Genomic DNA, 19,331 nt, shown 5'->3' with positions numbered 1-19,331 from the left:
GCGATGAAAAAAACGCTGATTGTATTGCTGATGCTGGTCAGCAGCGTGGTACAGGCGAAGACCGTCACTGATATCTTGCAGCGTAAGGTGGCGGTGCCGGACAATCCGCAGCGTATTGTGGTGGGGGAAGGGCGAATGCTCTATACCCTGGCGCTGGTGGAAAAAGGCAATCCTCTGCAACGCGTCATTGGCTGGCCTGCCGATTTGCAACATTACGACAGGCAAACCTGGACGCGGTACACCGCCGCGTTTCCGGCTATCAAAGCGATTCCGATTATCGGTAGTGCGAATCCTGGGCAAATCAGTGTGGAAAAGGTTATCGCACTGCAACCTGACCTGGTGATCCTGCCGGTCTATGCTAAAAAGCCCAGTGCGCAGGACAGCTTGCTGATGCAGCTGACAGAGGCAGGGATTCCGGTGATTTACATTGATACCCGCGTTGATCAGCTGCATAACACGGTGCCTACCCTGCAACTCCTTGGTGACGTGTTAAACGACCAGGCGAAAGCACAGCGTTTTATCGCTTTTTATCAACAGCATATGGACTTTATCCGTGAGCGCTTACGGCAGGCAAAACCGGCCCGAACCCGTGCGATGATCCAGCTGCATCTGGGGCGCCGTGAGGAGTGCTGCACGACTGTTGGACGCGGTAATCTTGCCGATCTGCTGGCTTTTGCGGGTGGTGATAACATTGCGGCCGGGCATTTTGGTAGCGTATTTGGCCAGCTGAGTACGGAGGCGGTCATTGCCGCGAACCCGGATGTTTATCTGGCGACGGGGATGTCAGGTCCGCAGCAGGCTGATCAGCTACAGCTCGGCCCGCAGGTGACAAAAGCTGCTGCACACCAGAGCTTTGTGCAGGCAGTGGCACGAGAGACGGTTATCTCGCAGCTTGCCGCCATTCGTAATGGGAAAGCGACGGCGCTGTGGCACAATTTTTACCTCAGCCCGTGGCATTTGCTGATTGCTGAAGTCTTTGCCAAAGCGCTCCATCCGCAGCTGTTCAGCGATTTGGATCCGACGAAAACGCTTGATGAGATGAACCGTGAGTTTCTGCCATTGCCGGAAACGGGAACCTACTGGACATCACTGAGCGGCAAGAAAAATGAGTAATGCTCCCTGAGCTGCACTGTCTTAACAACAGAAAAAAGCCCGCGAATATTCGCGGGCTTTTTATTTATCGCAACAGCTATTCGTTGATGTTGGGATGCTGATTGATCAGGTGCTTACGCTTGGCTTCCAGCTCGGCGATCTGCTCGCTGATATCATCGATTTTGCTTTCGATATTATCGTGATGTTCCTGCAACAGCTCTTTAGCCTCATTCAGATCGGAAGCGGCTGGCGTGGCGCCACGCAGCGGCATATTGGCCGTTTCCTTCATCATGATACCGGTGATCAGACCGACAATTGCGACAACCATCAGGTAGTAGGCTGGCATATAAAGGTTGGCGGTATATTCAACCAGCCAGGCAGCCAGTGTAGGCGTCAGGCCTGCTACCAGAATCGAGATGTTAAAGGCGCTTGCCAACGCACTGTAACGAATGTGAGTAGGGAACATCGCCGGTAACGATGAAGCCATAACGCCGGTAAAGCAGTTAAGAACCACCGCCAGTATCAGCAGGCCGGCAAAAATCAGCCCCATCACATTACTGTTGATCAGCATAAAGCAAGGGATAGCCAGCAACAGCAGCGCAACGCTCCCGATAATCACGAAGGGACGACGACCAAACTTATCGCTCATCAAACCCATTACCGGCTGAACAAACAGCATGCCGATCATGATCGCGATAATAATCATTACCCCGTGATCTTCGGAGTAGTGAAGGTTATGCGACAGATAGCTTGGCATGTACGTCAGCAGCATGTAGTAGGTGACGTTAGTGGATAAAACCAGACCAATGCAGGCCAGCAGGCTTTTCCAGTGCTTGGTGGCAATCTCTTTAAACGACACTTTCGGACCGTCGGCCAGACCTTCACGATCGCCCTGTTCCAGCTTATCAACGTGCTGCTGAAACGCCGGGGTCTCTTCCAGCGCGTTACGCAGATAGATACCAATCAGCCCCAGCGGCAGAGCGACGAAGAACGGAATACGCCAGCCCCAGCTAAGGAAATTAGCTTCGCCGACTACGGTTGAAATCAGTACGACCAGGCCTGCACCGGTAACAAAACCGACGATTGAACCGAAGTCCAGCCAGCTGCCCATAAAGCCACGTTTGCGGTCAGGCGAGTATTCGGCGACAAAAATCGATGCGCCGGTATATTCACCGCCGACCGAGAAGCCCTGAGCCATTTTACAAAGTAGCAGCAGGATTGGCGCCCAAATGCCGATGGAGGCATGAGAGGGTATCAGGCCGATACAGAAGGTACTGACCGACATGATAACAATGGTTATGGAGAGGATTTTCTGACGGCCGTATTTATCACCGAGCGCACCAAAGAACAGGCCACCCAGCGGTCGGATCAGGAAAGGAACGGAGAAGGTTGCCAGCGCGGCAATCATTTGCACGCTTGGGTTAGCGCCCGGGAAAAACACCTGGCCTAAAGCGTAGGCTACGAATCCATATACCCCAAAGTCAAACCACTCCATGGCATTACCCAGCGATGCGGCAGTAATGGCTTTGCGTAACCTGGCATCATCAATGATCGTTACGTCTTTTAAGCCAATCGGCTTAACACGCTTCCTACGTAGCTTCATATAAAACACCCTGTAATTGTCTGTTTCCCAATTAAATTTTTGCCCATTTGGCGCTCAGCCGTATGATGGCGGCAGGCAAAACAGGTCAAATTGTGTGTTGCTTTTTTGCTCAGAACAGAGAAATGTAGCGCATTTGTACTTCGCTTAGCATTTTTCTGTCTGTATTCATTATATCTTCTCTTCGCCCTGCAACATAATTTCTACCAGAAATCAGATTATGTAACAATTTGTAACATTATCTGCCGTGAAAACGCTTTTGTCTTTTAGGGCGGGCAAAACTGCCTCTGCTCAAGCTTTCCCAGGGTCAGTACGCCTTTTTATTTATTGATTTTGAAAAGGAACAATAAACAGAAGATAATAGCATTGAGAAAAAAAACCTCTAATCCGTTATTCCATTTTTATTAACGATAAGACAATTGTTGATTTTACGGTTGCGTGCTTTGCGATGATGGGTAATACTGCCAGCCGCATTTTTGCGGAGAGTGCAATGTATAATATAAGAACTGGTTATGAAAATGACTGGCTGAATATGCTGGATCGTGTTGAATTTAATTTAAATTGCCAACAGCCATGCCGCTTGCTTCTCCCCAATAAATATAAGGTTTATTTTCAACGTAATGACTGGCTGAACTACGGCCGGGTACTTGATAAAGTATTACCAGGGTTAACCGGCAGAGAATGTCTTTGCCAGAAACGCCATGATGATGGCCCGCTGGCAGGGCGCGGAGAGCGCTTTCTGGGCTTTTTGCGGACGCTTCAGCTGGCGCGGGTGAGAAACGTCAACCGTCCGGACCATCGCAAACTTTATCAGGAATATAAACAGCAGGAAGAACATATTATCCCTACGCTGGCGCGAATACATCGACGTATTAAAGCACAGCATGAAGCAGCAGGAATAAAAAGTGAATGCATACTTACGGAAGATGAAACCCTCGATATAGCATTACGGGCCATATTAAAACGCCGTAACGGCAATTAATCTTTCCCGGCCAGTTTTATCGTAATTTAACACCGTAAAGTCAGCTTTAAATAGCCCGCATTCTCAGAATAAAAAGGTGTCCAGGACAGCAGGGCGACTAAATACTTTCCATGCTCTGCACTTTAACCATTATCCGGCATCAACGGCCGACGGCCTTCTTCTTGCAGCCAGAGTGTCAGGGCACTGCCAGTCATCGGGCAGGCGTACAGATAGCCCTGAATAAAGACCACACCGCGATCCTTCAGGTACTGAAGCTGAACCGGCGTTTCGACGCCTTCCGCCACGATTTTCAGCTTTAGCTTATGGCTTAGCATAATGATAGCGTCGAGTACCGGCGTTTCGCCGTCGATCGACTCAATTGCATTAACGAAGCCGCGGTCGATCTTAAGATAGTCGAGCGGGAAAGTTTGCAGATAAGAGAGCGAGCAGTGCCCGGTACCAAAATCATCAATGGCAATATGAATGCCCTCACGACGCAGCAACTGAAGTTTTTGAATGACGTCTTCCCCATCGGAAAGCAGGCTGCGCTCGGTGAGCTCCAGCGTAAGGTTAGGCTGATGGGCGGCCAGACCGGCGGCGAGCTGGCGAATGTCTGTCACAAAATCAGGATGCTGGATATGATCGGCGGCGACGTTAATCGCCAGACGAAAGCCCGGAGGAAGCGTCCAATGTTGAGCATCTTCAATAACCATTTCAATCAGCAGCTGCGTCAGGGGAACGATCATGTTTTCGGCTTCGGCTGCCGCAATAAACAGGTCTGGTCTTACCCAACTACCGTCAGGAAGTTGCCAGCGCATTAAAGCTTCAGCGCCGCTGGCAGCGCCTGTTTTGACGTTATACACAGGCTGATAATTAACTGAAAATTCACGATGCAAAATGCCCCGACGCAACTGGTCGCGAAGTGATAATCTCCGCTTCAGCCAGTTATGGGTGACGGCCATCAGCAGCAACGACAGAACTGCCGCCATCGGCAAAAAGGTGAACAAACCATGCCGCCAGTTAAGGGCAATATCGCTACCGGAAGAGGTGATACGGGCCACAATCGGATAACGACTGGATGCCACGGTTAATGTGGTGGCGCTTAACAGAGAATTCCCGGCGCTGATGACTGAATGACCGCTGGGAATAGCAAATCCTTCGCCAAACTGTAACGTAATCGCATCGCCCTGGCTTTTACCCACCGCGTTCATAAAATCCAGGACATATTGCCCGTCTACTAGCGCAAAAGCACTGAAACGGGTGGGCGTCTCGCGCATAAAAATAATTGCCGGACGGCTTTTAACGGCATAGGTACCGTTAACGGAGAGCATCCACCATGCCTTACGGTTCTCAGGCGGCTGTCGCTGGATCATAACGGCAACATTATCGGTGAGACTGCCGAATGCGGAGGAACAGGTGATGAGATCATCCTGAACAACACCAAGGGAGCGGAAATAAGGGTGCAGGGCAGCGTACTGTCGCAGCTCTTCATTAATCTGGTTACAGGGCCGCCCGGAAAATGTGCGCAGCTGACCGATCATATCCCATGCCTGATCGCTGATAGTCTCGGCGTGGGTCAGCAGCATGGCCGCTGTAGTAGCCTGCTGTCGCAGCACAACCTGTCGTGCATTAATAAAGGTAAAAAGTACGCAAAGGATTAATGGCACTATCCCGGCCACAGCCAGTAATGCCCCTATCCTTTCCCGGCCCTTTTTGAGATGAGAATCCACTATTATCCTCTGTTGCCACAATCGGCATCTTCAAGGCGTTAAGGTAGCATGTCCCTTCGCGATAATAAGAAAAATCTTAGGTCAGCCCTCCAGAAGGTGCAAAAGCATGCAGATATATAGCTAATAATATGCAAATTATTGCCATATTCAGCATTTCCCCCGCCGTTTTCTTCTGTGTCAGGATGCCCTGCCGCGGACGGGTCCGCTCATCGCATTGCTAACTCAGGAGATCTTATGACTGTCGCGTCAGCATTACATCCTGCTCAATCTCTTCGCGCACGTATTACCGATGCCGAATGGCAAGCCCGCATCAAGCTGGCTCAGTGCTATCAGCTGGCGGCACGTCTGCGCTGGACCGATCATATCTATACCCATTTTTCGCTGAGGGTGCCCGGCGATAAGCCCCATTTCCTGATCAATGCCTATGGGCAAACTTTTGATGAAATCACGCCGGAAACGCTGGTCAAGATCGACCTGGAAGGGGAAATTATTGACGATCCTACCGGGCTGGGGATCAATCCGGCAGGGTATGTTATCCACAGTGCTATTCATCGCGCCCGACCAGAAACGCATGCGGTGTTGCATACGCATACTGCTGCGGGCATTGGCGTAGCGGCGCAGAAAAATGGCCTGCTGATGATCTCCCAGCACAGCATGCGTTTCTACCAGCGACTGGGCTACCACGACTATGAAGGCATTGCGCTGGATCTTGATGAGCAGCAGCGAATTGTTGCCGATCTTGGCGATCGCAATGCGCTGATCCTGCGAAATCATGGCTTGCTAACCTGCGGCCGGGATTTGGAAGAGGCATTTTATAACCTTTATTACCTGGAACGATCTTGCGTAGCGCAACTGGCGGCACAAGCGGGCGGCGCAGAGCTGAATATCGTCCCTGACGCGGTTGCAGAAAAAGCAGCGCAGGTGTTTGATAACAGCATAAAAAATAAGAAATATCTGCTGCACTGGGACGCCTATATCCGTCAACTACAGCGTAACGCGCTATAAAAGAAGGGAACAGGATGATAGCGGTAAAAAAAGGGTTTTCGGCAGCACTACTGCTGTGCGTCGCTTTTGCGGCCAGCTGCGCAGACGATCTTGCCAAAGTGACGCTGGTATTAGGCGATCAGGCACGTAATTTGCGCTCGCTGGTTGAGGCTTCGGGCGTCATGAAGGACGCGCCTTATCAGTTTCGCTGGGCAAATTTTCAGGGTGCAGCACCTCTGTTTGAAGCCCAGAGAGCAGGGGCGGTAGATACTTCCTACGCGGGCGATTTGCCGGTGCTGATGGCGGCTTCCGGCGGCGTTGACCTTAAAATTATTGCGACTAACGTCGGCGACAGCGCAACAAATGGCCTAATCGTACCGGCGGACTCACCGATTCACAGCGTCAAAGAACTGGCGGGGAAAACGGTGGTGGTTTCATCGGCACGCGGCAGCATCTCTCAACACTTACTCTATGGCGTACTGGAAGAAGCGGGGCTCAAACGCGATGCAGTGGCGATTCGCTTTGTCCTGCCGACGGATGCCAGCGCGGCGTTCAACTCCGGACAGATCGCGGCGTGGGCTACTTTTGATCCCTATCTGGGCATTGCCGAACAGCATGGCGCTCGTCTGCTGCGGGACAGCAAAGGTTTGACGACTTCGCTCTCTTTCGTCACCGCCACGGAAAGCTCGCTTAAGGATCCACAAAAGCGGCTGGCCATTGCCGATTTTGCCCGCCGTCTGGCGAAAGCCCGCGCATGGGGAATTGCGCATCCTGATGAATATAATCAGGTTTACTCTTCGTTGACACGCTTATCTCCCGCAGAAGCAAAGCCGATAACCGCGCGAATTTCACACGGTATTCGTCCGGTTACCACGGAGGATATTGCCAAAGTGCAGCAGGTTTCCGATCTGTTCTCCTCGTTAGCTATTTTACCTGGCAAGGTCAACGTGCAGGCCATTACGGATACCAGCGTTTTTGAAGCACGCTAATGTCAGGCGGAAGCGAACCCTACGGCTTGCTTCCGCGCTGATTCAGCGAGACGGTCTGTTCTTTTTTTTTGGTTTTGCAGGTCTGCCGTTGCCCAGCAGGATCGCCAGCTTGCTGCCGCCAGGGGTTGTTTCCATCAGGATTTTACACACGCTGGTCAGCGGCACTGAAAGCAGCATACCGACCGGACCCAGCAGCCATCCCCAAAAAATCAGCGAAAGAAACACCACCAGGCTGGAAAGCCCCAGGCCTTTACCCATCACCCGAGGTTCCAGCATATTGCCGAACACCATATGAATGGTGATAAACAGCGCGGCGATCAGGGTGGCATCGTAAACACCATTCAGCAGCAGTGCCTGTAGGAAGGGCGGGATACCAGCGATGGCCGGGCCAATATTAGGAATGTAGTTAAGGATAAACGCTACCACGCCCCACAGCAGGGCAAACTTCACGTCCAGCAACATCAATACCAGCCAGACAGCGATCCCGGTAATCAGGCTAATTAACGTTTTCAGTGCCAGATAATGCGTCACGCCTTTCAACGCTTTATGCAGACCCGCGATGCGGATTTGAGGATTCACCAGCGCGAAACGCAGTTTATAGGGCAGGTGGTGCACCTCAAACAGCATAAAAATTACCGTCATCACCAGCAGCACCATACCGGCTAGCGCTCCAGAAAACTGACTTAATATCGTCGTCGCCATATCCATGATTGAGTTGGGATCGAGCCGCTCAGCAAGGCTGCTTGTCGAAAGATTGATGTGAAAAGGCGCGGCAAGATGTTGCACTATCGCAAGCTTTTGCGTCATCTGCGCCTGGAGCTGCGGATAAATAGCGGTGAACTCATCGACCGAGCCGGCAATCATGGCAATCAGCAATCCAAGCAAGACCAGCACGGCGAAAATGACCAAGCCGATAGCTAATCCACGCCGTACGCCACGCCGCTTTAATATCGTCACCAGCGGATTTAAAACGATGGCCAGAAACAGCGCCAGTAAAAAGGGCACCAGAATCTCTGAAGCTGCTTTGATCCCTGCCAGAACGACCACCAGCGTGGCCATCTTCAGCAGCATATTCTGCCCCATCTTCTCCTGCTGCAGTTCGCTCATTCTCTCTCCTTCGCGGTTTCTGTGCTTAGTATAGCCTCCGCGCTTCGGTAACAGATTGATTTAAGGAAAGGTCTTAACGCTGGACGCGAGGGGGGCGTTTAACGCGGGGCCTGGGCAAAAATTGTCAACAGCCTCCCCGGCGCACGCTAAAACACCGCTTCACCGGCTGATGTTTTCCGTCAGAATCGGGTTATAGTAAAAATTCGGATGACTGTTAAAAGAGTAGTGCCTTATGCCTGAGCAACCTGCGTCGGAAGCGGTTCAAAGCGGTTTAGGCTTAAACCTGCGTATCATTTCCGTCGTAATTTTTAATTTTGCCAGCTACCTGACAATAGGCTTACCGCTGGCGGTACTTCCCGGCTATGTCCACGACGTCATGGGGTACAGCGCTTTTTGGGCGGGGTTGGTGGTCAGCCTGCAATATTTCTCTACTTTACTTAGCCGCCCGCATGCCGGACGCTTTGCCGATCTCTGGGGGCCGAAAAAAGTGGTGGTTGTCGGGCTATGCGGCTGTTTTCTTAGCGGACTTTTTTATGCGCTGGCCGCGTTTAGCGCCGGTGCGCCAGTGCTTAGCCTGGTGCTGTTATGTCTTGGCCGGATCATTCTTGGCGTCGGGCAAAGTTTCGCCGGCACCGGTGCAACCCTGTGGGGCGTAGGGGTAGTGGGTTCATTACATATAGGCAGGGTGATTTCCTGGAACGGAATATTTACCTACGGTGCAATGGCGATTGGTGCGCCGCTTGGCGTGGCAATCTACCGATGGGGCGGTCTGCTGCTGCTTGCTGCATTTGTCATCAGCATTGCGCTGTTGGCTATTGTGATGGCGCTTCCCCGCCCTGCGGTAAAAAGTGCGAAGGGCAAACAGCTGCCGTTTCGGGCGGTATTGGGACGCATCTGGCATTTCGGCATCATTCTGGCCATGGGATCGGCAGGATTTGGCGTCATTGCCACTTTTATTACGCTGTTTTATCAGGCAAAAGGATGGGAAGGCGCAGCATGGGCGCTGACGCTATTTAGCGGGGCATTTGTCGGCACGCGTCTGCTGTTTCCCAATGCAATCAACCGGCATGGTGGCCTTGTTGTCGCCATGGTGTGCTTCATCGTTGAGGCCACAGGGCTGTTCCTGGTTTGGGGAGCGGCAGACCCGTGGATGGCAAAGCTGGGCGCGCTCCTGACGGGCGCTGGTTTCTCGCTGGTTTTCCCGGCCATTGGCGTGGTGGCCGTGAAAACGGTTCCGCCACAAAATCAGGGCAGTGCGCTGGCAACCTATACGGCCTTTATGGATTTATCATTGGGCATTACCGGACCGTTAGCCGGACTGGTTATGGGCTATTTTGGCGTTCCCGTCGTTTACCTGCTTAGCGGCCTGCTGGTTTGCATGGCGCTTTTGTTAACGTTAAAAATCCGACGCAATCAACCCCTGGATGAACGAGTGGCTTAAAACAGCCTCTCTTTATAAAAAGGGCGGCCGTAAAGGCCGCCAAAGACAACACAGATCCTGTTCAGGCGTTCGGGTAATAATTTGCCATTGCCATTGCCATTGCCATTGCCATTGCTGGCTGGCGACAATCAGCCCTGCAAAATTTTAATGCTCTGGCGAATTTCCCGCTCAATGTCTGCTGTGTTCCAGCCGGCCATAACGGAAGAGAAAGGTTCAAAAGCATAAACGCCCTTGTAGCCCAACCGTTCCAAACGTTGAACCTGCGCGACGCTATTCAGTACGTCGCCGTCACTCAGCATGATGCGTTCTTCATCCGTCAGCTCGCTGGCCAGACGGGTATCTTCCACACCGGAAAGATGTACTAAGCCAATACCGTTAATATCAATGTTGCCTTCAAATTCTTCTTCCGCTTTTTCATAAAGATGATGGTGGAAGGTGTCCAGCACCAGGCGGAAAGGAACGTTAGCATCGCGGATTAATGCCTGAGTATGCACCGCAGAACGCAATGAACTGCATGGGAAACCGAGCGGTTCGACCAAACCTTCAATACCGTACTTTTCAAACAGCGGCGCCAGCTTTTTCATGGCGGCGATCGTTTCTTCCGCTGCCACTGGCGTACCGTCGTTCAGCGGACAAAGTACCAGGGCTTTTGCACCGGTTCCCTGCGCATCTTTCAGCAACGCTTCCGTTTTTTCCAGCAGCGCAGCGTCAGGCTGGTTAAAAGGATAAACCGCATTGATAGTCACGATCTCAAGCCCGTAGCGCTTTGCCAGCTCGCGAACTTCGTCATAACTCAACCCGTCGGTGACGTTACCGCTACGCATATCGTTACGCAGTTCAATTTTATTCAGGCCAAGGCCATGCACCAGCTGGAAAAATTCGCTGAGGCTGAGCGTCGGGGCAATTTTGCGGTTAATACAGAAACGGGTTGGATCGATAGCCATTTTGCTGCTCCTGCAAATCAGAAAAGGATCGGTGAGGCCGGTTTTAGCTGCCAGTCCGGTCAGTTCACCCTTAAGGCCCCTAAGAAAACATTTATTTCATAAATAATGAATTATGAAATTTAAATTTTTGGATCGCTCTCGCAAAATTTCGTTTCAGGGCATTAATTTTGTCTCGAAACCCACCGTTTCTCAACTGCCACTCTTTCCTTACTGACAGCTATGTTAAACAGGCTTTATTACCGCATGCCGCGCCATGCAGTGACTTAGCGCTTTTTGGCCGAACAAAACACGCCTTATAAAAAGGAAGCCCAGCAAGAAAAGAAAATGCGATCTGTGCCGCTAAAAATGAATTTTCTAAAGTGAATTATTTGAAAAATTTATTCCAATATAATACTGTCTTTGCACGCATTCAGGAGTTATCCGGTCAGGCGATATGCCTTTAGCGGCGGTCGTCTGTAGGGAATACATACATCTAAGAGGCCAGAACATGACGATCACAGGTAATTTTATTGGCGGAAAAACCTCTCTGAGCGCCAGCAATGAAACGATCCCGGTTTACGATCCGGCTACCGGTAAACCCGTCCGTGAACTGACGCAAAGCACCGCAGATGAAGTAGCGAAAGCGATTGAAGTGGCCCATAACGCCTTCGAAGACTGGTCACGCACTTCACCACTTCGTCGTGCTCGCGTGCTGTTCAATTTTAAAGCCCTGATGGAACAGCATCGGGACGAGCTGGCGGCGCTGATTGTTAGCGAACACGGGAAAGTCTGGTCAGACGCATTAGGCGAACTGACTCGCGGTCTGGAAGTCGTGGAATTTGCCTGTGGTATTCCTCATCTGATTAAGGGGGAAAACTCGGCCGATGTGGCAACCGGCGTGGACAGCTATTCGCTGATGCAGCCGCTGGGCGTCGTGGCGGGTATCACTCCGTTCAATTTCCCGGCGATGGTTCCCCTGTGGATGTTCCCTATTGCACTGGCCTGCGGTAATACCTTTGTACTCAAACCGCCTGCGCTCGATCCCTCAGCATCGGTACGCATGGCCGAACTCCTGACCGAAGCGGGCCTGCCGGACGGCGTCTTTAATGTTATTCACTGCTCTAACGACGATGCTGAGCAGCTGTATACCGATCCGCGTGTTCAGGCGGTAAGCTTTGTCGGTTCTTCTGGCGTGGCGGAGCATATTTATAAAACGGCCAGCGCTCACGGCAAACGAGTACAGGCTTTTGGCGCCGCGAAAAACCACGCCATTGTGATGCCGGATGCGGATCTCGACGCAACAGTAAACGCCATTATGGGCGGTGCTTTTGGATCGGCAGGCGAACGCTGCATGGCCTTGCCGGTTGTTGTCGCTGTAGGTGACGACACCGCAGATAAACTGATCGCAGCATTAACGCCACTGGTCAAAGCGCTACGCGTGGGGCCGGGCATTCAGAAAGGCAAAGAAGAAAATGAGATGGGGCCGGTTGTCTCTGCCGCACATCAGAAAAAAGTGCTGGGCTACATCGATAAAGGGGTGGAAGAAGGCGCGAAGCTGGTCGTTGATGGCCGTAACTTCGAGGTGCCAGGCCATGCCGAAGGCTACTATGTTGGCGGAACGCTTTTTGATAACGTCACGTCCGACATGGTTATCTGGCGCGAAGAAATCTTTGGCCCGGTGCTGAGCATCATGCGCGCACCGGACTACGCCAGCGCGCTGAAGCTGGTCAACAGCCATGAGTTTGGCAACGGCAGCGCCATTTTTACCAGCAACGGCCACACCGGACGCGATTTTGTGCGTGAAGTACAGGCGGGCATGGTTGGCGTCAACGTACCCGTTCCTGTGCCGATGGCATTCCACAGCTTTGGCGGCTGGAAACGTTCGGTCTTTGGTGCGCTAAACGTGCACGGACCGGATGGCGTACGCTTCTATACCCGAATGAAGACCGCCACCGTACGCTGGCCGAGTGGACAAAAAACCGTGTCTGAGTTCAGCATGCCAACGCTGGGCTAATGCATTCTTTTTTAAACGCATCGGACAAGGAGAAGCAGTATGTCACTGTTATCTAAAGTACAGCAGCCGGATGCGCAGGGGCGCATTCAGCATGTCACGCCAGAAAGCGCTAACTGGCGCTATGTAGGTTTTGACGCTTATCAGCTTAGTAAAGGAGAGACCTTAACGCTGGAAAGCGGCGATAAAGAACTGTGTCTGGTTCTGGTCGCCGGACTGGCCTCGGTAAAGACCCTTCACGCCGAGTTTCCTGATATTGGTAAGCGCATGTCGCCGTTTGAACGTACGCCGCCTTATTCCGTGTATGTTCCTCATCACGATAAGGTGGAAGTCCGTGCGGATTCCGATCTTGAACTGGCGGTGTGTAACGCGCCCGGTAAGGGCAACCTGCCTGCAAGACTGATCTCGCCTGGCGATGTTGGCGTGGAGAAGCGGGGTAAAGGGCGCAACAAACGGCTGGTGCACAATATTCTGCCGGACGATCGGCCTGCCGACAGTCTGCTGGTGGTGGAAGTTTATACCGACGAGGGCGATACCAGCTCTTATCCAAGCCATAAGCATGACCAGGAAAACTCAGAAACGGAAACTTACCTGGAAGAGACTTATTATCACCGCTTCTCGCCAGAACAGGGTTTTGCCATGCAGCGAGTGTATACCGACGACCGCTCGCTGGATGAATGCATGGCGGCCTATAACCGCGATGTGGTTACGGTGCCAAGGGGCTATCACCCGGTTGCGACACTTGCCGGTTACGACAACTATTATCTGAACGTAATGGCGGGTCCGGTCAGGAAGTGGAAATTCAGCTGGGAGAAAGATCACGCCTGGGTTAACAGCGAAGAATATCCACGTAAAGCTTAGAGTACGTTAAAAACAAAAAAGGGTGACTACGGTCGCCCTTTTTTACGCGAGTTACGGTCTGAAAAATAACAGGCGCTAACTCTGCTAAATCAAGACTGCGCGTTGTTAAGCGCCAGCGATACCGCGAGCGTTTGTGCAAGGCACAGCGAAGCAACCTGAGAACGGAAACCGTCAACCTGAGCTTCACGCACCACAAAGCAAACATCGCTGAAAGCCGCCAGCGGGCTAACCTGGCTGTCGGTAATGGCGATCAGCTGTGCACCGCGCTTCGCACCCAGCTCGACCAGTTCCACGGCTTCACGTGCGTAGGGAGAATAGCTGATAGCAATCACCACATCTTTTGGGTTCACCATGCCCAACTGCTCGGTAAACATACCGCCAAGGCCGTCAATCAGGAAAGCCCGACGTTCCAAATGGCGCAGCGCATAAGTCAGGTAGGAGGCCACGCTGAATGAACGGCGCAGGCCAATAATATAAATATTCTCTGCCTGCGCCAGCAGTTCGACGGCTTTATCAAGCTGCTCTGGATTGGTTTGCATCGCCAGCTGCTGTAACGCCTGGGAATTGACCATAGTAAAAACATTAAGGATTTCAGCCGGATTCTCTGGTGGTGCAGCGGTCTCATCGGTGGAGGTCTGGCGGAACAGACGAGCGCGTTCGGTGTAATTAACGGTCTCTTCCATCAGATGCTGACGAAAAACCTGTTTCATTTCATTGAAGCCGCTAAAGCCGAATGCGTTAGAAAAACGGATTAGCGTGGAGGGGGGCACATCAGCCTGCTGCGCAATTGAGGCAACGGTATCAAAAGCAATGCTATTGCTGTTATCAAGAATATAGCGAGCCACCTGTTTCAGGCGCTTACTCAGAGTATCGTAGCGACGACGAATGTCATCCTGTAATAAAGAAAGCTGTGTTGGTGTAATAGTCATTACTCAGGCTCGCTAAAAATAAGTCATGTTGTTTCTCGGGTTATTCTACCAGATGAACAAAAAATTTCACTTGATAACGAAATTCAGCGGATCTATTTCATCGGGATATGAATTGAATCACAGAATAGCCTGGTACGATCGAAACAAATGAGAGATTTTATTTCGCAGGGAGAAATAAGGGGGGGGAATGTGAAAAGAATGGGGCGAATTAACCGCCCCCGAGCCGCATCATTTCGCCGGTCGTACCTCTCGCCAGTAACGAATGAGCCGCAGATAATTCTCTTTAACCTGATGAATTAATGCTTGATCATCCAGCTCACCCTGTAGCCACTGGCGTGATGGCTGACCAAAGATGGTACGGCCTACGGCAAACCCTTTCACCCACGGTGCTTTTGCTGCGGCGGCAAAACCGGCTTTCAGAACGTCGACCGGCGCATCAAGGCCAAGTATCAAAATACCGCGACAGTGCGGATCCTGCTGCTCAATCAGCCCACTGATAGCCTGCCAGCTTTCCAGACTAAGCGGCGGCAGTTTCCACCAGTCTGGCTGAATGCCAAGCGAATAGAAGTGGCTCAGCATATCCAAATAATAAGACTCTTTTTTATCTGGATTGCTTTCAGGAAGAATGACTTCCAGCAGCAATTCGTGGCCGGTTTTATTGCAGCCGTTCCATACGTCCAGAATCAGGTCGTCCTGCTCTTTGCGCAGTTCTGCACTGTCATGAGGATGGTAGAACACCAGACATTTCACTACGTGCTCTTGCGGCCAGTCGACCAGCTGCGAGCCGATGTTGCCATGTTCCAGGCGTAGCGGACGGGAGCTGGGCAGCTCAATGGGGCGGCCAATCCACCAACCTTTGCCGGTTATCGCATTCAGCGCGGGCTGCCCGTATGTCGTATCGGCCAGAATACCGCTTCGATGATCCAGCCCGGCTTCGCCGGCCGCTTCTTCCGCTGCACGCAGCAACAACGTTTTCAGTTCCGGCAGGCGAGCGGTATCAACACCCGCTTCACTGGCCATATCTGCCAGCTGTTTACGATGGTCGAAAGCGAAGACGCACAGCTCAGGCCATTGCTGTTTTCGAGTGGTGACGCGGTGCAGATGATTGAGATGACGGTCAAGATCGGGGCGCGTAACGTCTTTGTCGCGGCTCAGGAAATCATCCAGTTCGGCTTTTGTTGGCATGGCAGGCGCACAACCGTGGCGCGAAACGACCAGTGCACCACAGGCGTTAGCATAACGACAGGCCTGCTCCCAGCTTTCGTCGTTTAGCCAGCCACGTAACAGGCCAGACATGAAGGCATCACCGGCACCCAGCACGTTAAGCACTTCTACGCGCACGCCACTTTGCAGTTTCGTCTGCGCCCAGCTGTCCGGGATATCATTTTCCAGCACCACACAACCCAGCGCACCGCGCTTGCAAACCAGCGTCGCCTGAGTCGCCTGACGCACGTTTTTTAGGGCGGTAAGCGTATCCGTGCTGCCACCGGCGATATGAAATTCTTCTTCTGTGCCGACAACCAGATCGAAATAGTGCAAAACTTCCTGTAATTGCTCAGTCACATGCTGCGATTCGACAAAGCGTGTTTCGCCGTCGCCCAGCGAGGTCAGGCCCCACAGTACCGGACGATAATCGATATCCAGCGCGGTGCGTAAACCGTGACGTCGCGCGGTTTCCAGCGCCTTCAGTACGGCGGCACGCGTATCAGGATGAGAAAGGTGAGTACCGGTGACCGCAACAGCACGCGAAGAGGCAATATACTCTTCCTGAATATCATCAGGCGTCAGACCCATATCGGCACAGTTATCGCGATAGAACACCAGCGGGAAGGTATCCTGATCTTTGATCCCAAGGATCACTAAACCGGTCAGACGGGTTTTGTCGGTGATCAGATAGTCAGTATTCACACCCACACGCTGTAACTCTTCGCGTAAAAAACGGCCCATATGTTCATCGCCAACGCGAGCCAGCATGGCCGATTTCAACCCCTGAATTGCTGTGCCGTAAGCAACATTGCCGGATGAACCGCCAAGATATTTAGCAAAGGTGCTCATATCTTCCAGTCGGGATCCGATTTGCTGGCCATAAAGGTCGACGGCAATGCGCCCGATACAAATCACATCAAGCCGTTTCTGCGGTGTACTCATTCTGTTTTCCTTCTGTGATAAGCCCATTCAGCTGTGCTTTCGAGCGATCCTCCTGAACATGATGTCCTGGCTTGCGGATCTGGCATGAAAGTCAGTATGGAGAATAAAAATTTCAACTTCAATATAGAATGAAATTATTAGCCCAAAAGTGTGAGGTGGATAAAACTCTGGCTTGAGGCAACAAATTTACGGCCAGCCGGGTTAAAGGTCTCTCTTTTACGCGGGCATTTCGCGCCGATGAGATGCCAATCATCTTGTTGATATAAGAGAGATTTTTTTATTTACCAGGTGACATGCTCTCCACAGGGCAAATGTGTCGGTTAGATCGCCTCTTCAGCACTCGTTACATCGCATTCTTTGATCTCTCTCGCAAAATGAAACGTTTCTTCTGTAATGGTGTTTAGTGAAAAAAAAATTTGTTTATAATCGCCTCACGTTTCACTTACAGCCGTCGCCTGTCACCGCAGTGGCGACTACTCAGGCGAACCGCGGTCGGCCTCTGGCCTGCCGCCGTACCGTGAAGGAAGAGCAAATGAGTAAGATCAGATTAACCACAGCACAGGCTCTGGTCAGATTCCTGGATAACCAGTATCTGTCGGTAGATGGCGTTGAAACCAAATTCGTAAAGGGAATTTTTGCCATTTTCGGTCATGGCAACGTGCTGGGGCTGGGCCAGGCGCTGGAACAGGATAGCGGCGACTTAGTGGTGCATCAGGGCCGCAACGAGCAGGGCATGGCGCACGCGGCAATCGGCTACGCCAAACAAAAATTACGCCGTGAAATTATTGCCTGCACCTCTTCCGTTGGGCCAGGCGCGGCAAATATGCTTACCGCTGCGGGCACGGCCTCCGCCAACCGTATTCCGTTATTACTGTTGCCTGGCGATGTATTCGCTACCCGGCAGCCGGATCCGGTATTGCAGCAAATCGAGCAGAGCCACGATCTCAGCATCAGCACTAACGATGCTTTTCGTGCCGTCAGTAAATACTGGGATCGGATTAACCGGCCGGAACAGCTGATGACCGCCTGCATTAATGCGATGCGGGTGCTGACGGATCCGGCAGAAACCGGCGCGGTGACCCTTTCTCTGCCGCAGGATGTGCAGGGTGAAGCCTGGGATTTCCCTGACTATTTCTTCCAGAAGCGTGTCCATCTGCTGGATCGTCGCCTGCCGACGGAAGCCCAGCTGGACGCAGCGTTGAAACTGATCGCAGGCAAGCGCAAGCCGTTGATCGTTTGCGGCGGCGGCGTGAAATACTCCGGCGCGGGCGATGCGCTACTGAAATTTGCGGAACGCTACCAGATTCCTTTTGCCGAAACTCAGGCCGGTAAAGGCACGATCCTCTCCGATCATCCTCTGAACGTAGGCGGCGTGGGTGAGACGGGCTGCCTGGCGGCGAACCTGCTGGCAAAAGAGGCCGATCTGGTGATTGGCATTGGCACCCGTTACACCGACTTTACGACGGCATCAAAATGGATTTTCCACAATCCGGACGTCAGCTATCTGAATATCAATGTCAGTAACTTTGATGCCTACAAGCTGGACGCCGTGCAGGTGGTAGCCGATGCGCGTGAGGCATTAACCGCGCTCGAAAACCGCCTGGCAGTGCATGATTTCGTTAGCGGCTGGGGTGAAAAAGTCGCCCAGGCACAGAGCAAACTGCTGAAAGAAACGCAGCGCGTTTATCAGGCGGTTTACAGCAACGACGGCTTTATCCCGGAAATTGACGATCGTCTGGATCGTGAAGCGGTCTTTGCCGAATTTAATCGCCTGACCGACTCGTTCCTGACGCAGAGCAGCGTGCTGGGTACGCTAAATGAAAACCTCCCAAAGGACGCGGTGATCGTTGCGGCGGCAGGTAGTTTGCCCGGGGATCTCCAGCGCGTCTGGCGCAATAAAGATTACAACAGCTATCACGTGGAATATGGCTATTCGTGCATGGGTTATGAAGTGAATGCCTCACTGGGCGTTAAGCTGGCGGAGCCACACCGCGAGGTTTACACGCTGGTGGGGGATGGCTCTTTCATGATGCTGCATTCCGAACTGGTGACCTCCATTCAGGAGAGAGCGAAGATCAACGTGCTGCTGTTCGACAATATGACCAACGGCTGCATCAATAACCTGCAAATGGAACACGGCATGGACAGTTTTACCACCGAGTTCCGCTTTCGCAATGCCGAGGGCGGCAAGCTGGACGGCGGGTTTATTCCAATAGACTTTGCCGCCATTGCCGCGGGTTACGGCTGTAAAACCTGGCGAGTCACTACGCTTGAAGGGCTGAAGCAGGCGCTGATCGAAGCGCAGCTGTCGCCGGTATCAACGCTGATTGATATCAAAGTGCTGCCAAAAACCATGGTGCACAAATATTTCAGCTGGTGGCGAGTGGGCGGGGCGCAAGTTTCGCAATCAGAACGTGTTGATGCGGTCGCGCGCATGCTGAACGAGCATATCGACCAGGCTCGAAAATACTAATAATCCTTTTTAGATCTGACCTGAGCCGGGCTGAGTTTCTCAGCCCGGAGAACGCCCCTCACCCTACATTTGAACGGAGTAG

General features: G+C 52.3%; 14 protein-coding genes. 8 read left to right on the top strand and 6 right to left on the bottom strand.

Translation table 11 applies throughout. The features are described 5' to 3' along the window. The first annotated feature begins 3 nt into the window (after positions 1–3). Positions 4–1,113 (top strand): ABC transporter substrate-binding protein, encoded by a 1,110-nt coding sequence (locus EHV07_RS21885; RefSeq protein WP_147200205.1) that lies wholly within the window; start codon positions 4–6, stop codon positions 1,111–1,113. 76 nt (positions 1,114–1,189) lie between these two features. Here the strand turns inward: EHV07_RS21885 and proP are convergent, their stop codons facing one another. Then, the gene (gene proP / locus EHV07_RS21880; RefSeq protein ID WP_147200204.1) at positions 1,190–2,695 is read right to left on the bottom strand and encodes a glycine betaine/L-proline transporter ProP; all 1,506 of its coding nucleotides are present in this window, start codon (positions 2,693–2,695) and stop codon (positions 1,190–1,192) included. A gap of 445 nt (positions 2,696–3,140) precedes the next feature. Between proP and EHV07_RS21875 the strand changes: the two genes are divergently transcribed. After that, positions 3,141–3,674 carry a hypothetical protein gene (locus tag EHV07_RS21875; protein ID WP_147200203.1) on the top strand — a complete coding sequence of 178 codons (534 nt, stop codon included), beginning with the start codon at positions 3,141–3,143 and terminating at the stop codon, positions 3,672–3,674. Between the two features lie 122 nt (positions 3,675–3,796). Here the strand turns inward: EHV07_RS21875 and EHV07_RS21870 are convergent, their stop codons facing one another. Beyond that, positions 3,797–5,383 (bottom strand): EAL domain-containing protein, encoded by a 1,587-nt coding sequence (locus EHV07_RS21870; RefSeq protein WP_147200202.1) that lies wholly within the window; start codon positions 5,381–5,383, stop codon positions 3,797–3,799. A gap of 234 nt (positions 5,384–5,617) precedes the next feature. Between EHV07_RS21870 and EHV07_RS21865 the strand changes: the two genes are divergently transcribed. Both EHV07_RS21865 and EHV07_RS21860 read left to right on the top strand, forming a co-directional pair. Continuing rightward, complete coding sequence (locus tag EHV07_RS21865) at positions 5,618–6,388, top strand: class II aldolase/adducin family protein (RefSeq protein ID WP_147200201.1); 771 nt, start codon at positions 5,618–5,620, stop codon at positions 6,386–6,388. 14 nt (positions 6,389–6,402) lie between these two features. Beyond that, positions 6,403–7,356, top strand: coding sequence for an ABC transporter substrate-binding protein (locus EHV07_RS21860; RefSeq protein ID WP_147200200.1), 954 nt, complete (start codon positions 6,403–6,405; stop codon positions 7,354–7,356). A 42-nt stretch (positions 7,357–7,398) separates the two neighbouring features. On the opposite strand, the gene EHV07_RS21855 is transcribed toward EHV07_RS21860, so the two are convergent. Beyond that, positions 7,399–8,463: an AI-2E family transporter gene (locus EHV07_RS21855; protein WP_147200199.1), complete on the bottom strand. Its 1,065-nt coding sequence runs from the start codon at positions 8,461–8,463 to the stop codon at positions 7,399–7,401. A 232-nt stretch (positions 8,464–8,695) separates the two neighbouring features. On the opposite strand from EHV07_RS21855, the gene EHV07_RS21850 reads away from it, so the two are divergent. After that, complete coding sequence (locus EHV07_RS21850) at positions 8,696–9,904, top strand: MFS transporter (RefSeq protein ID WP_147200198.1); 1,209 nt, start codon at positions 8,696–8,698, stop codon at positions 9,902–9,904. Positions 9,905–10,032: 128 nt separating this feature from the next. Here EHV07_RS21850 and EHV07_RS21845 read toward each other — a convergent pair whose 3' ends face one another. Beyond that, positions 10,033–10,848, bottom strand: a complete 816-nt coding sequence (locus EHV07_RS21845; protein ID WP_147200197.1) for a TIM barrel protein — start codon at positions 10,846–10,848, stop codon at positions 10,033–10,035. Positions 10,849–11,335: 487 nt separating this feature from the next. Between EHV07_RS21845 and EHV07_RS21840 the strand changes: the two genes are divergently transcribed. Both EHV07_RS21840 and iolB read left to right on the top strand, forming a co-directional pair. Beyond that, complete coding sequence (locus EHV07_RS21840) at positions 11,336–12,841, top strand: CoA-acylating methylmalonate-semialdehyde dehydrogenase (RefSeq protein WP_147200196.1); 1,506 nt, start codon at positions 11,336–11,338, stop codon at positions 12,839–12,841. A 39-nt stretch (positions 12,842–12,880) separates the two neighbouring features. Further along, positions 12,881–13,699, top strand: coding sequence for a 5-deoxy-glucuronate isomerase (iolB, locus tag EHV07_RS21835; RefSeq protein WP_147200195.1), 819 nt, complete (start codon positions 12,881–12,883; stop codon positions 13,697–13,699). Positions 13,700–13,788: 89 nt separating this feature from the next. Here iolB and EHV07_RS21830 read toward each other — a convergent pair whose 3' ends face one another. Next, a complete protein-coding gene (locus EHV07_RS21830; RefSeq protein WP_147200194.1) occupies positions 13,789–14,628 on the bottom strand; it encodes a MurR/RpiR family transcriptional regulator in 840 nt (279 codons plus the stop codon). Between the two features lie 228 nt (positions 14,629–14,856). Continuing rightward, positions 14,857–16,776, bottom strand: a complete 1,920-nt coding sequence (gene iolC, locus EHV07_RS21825; protein WP_147200193.1) for a 5-dehydro-2-deoxygluconokinase — start codon at positions 16,774–16,776, stop codon at positions 14,857–14,859. A 532-nt stretch (positions 16,777–17,308) separates the two neighbouring features. Between iolC and iolD the strand changes: the two genes are divergently transcribed. Next, positions 17,309–19,249 carry a 3D-(3,5/4)-trihydroxycyclohexane-1,2-dione acylhydrolase (decyclizing) gene (iolD, locus tag EHV07_RS21820; protein WP_147200192.1) on the top strand — a complete coding sequence of 647 codons (1,941 nt, stop codon included), beginning with the start codon at positions 17,309–17,311 and terminating at the stop codon, positions 19,247–19,249. The last annotated feature ends 82 nt before the right edge of the window (positions 19,250–19,331 follow it).

The organism is Pantoea sp. CCBC3-3-1 (genome assembly GCF_007981265.1).
Lineage (GTDB): Bacteria > Pseudomonadota > Gammaproteobacteria > Enterobacterales > Enterobacteriaceae > Erwinia.
Note: the sequence above shows the minus strand (reverse complement) of the source record. Positions and strands in the feature narration are given on the sequence as shown.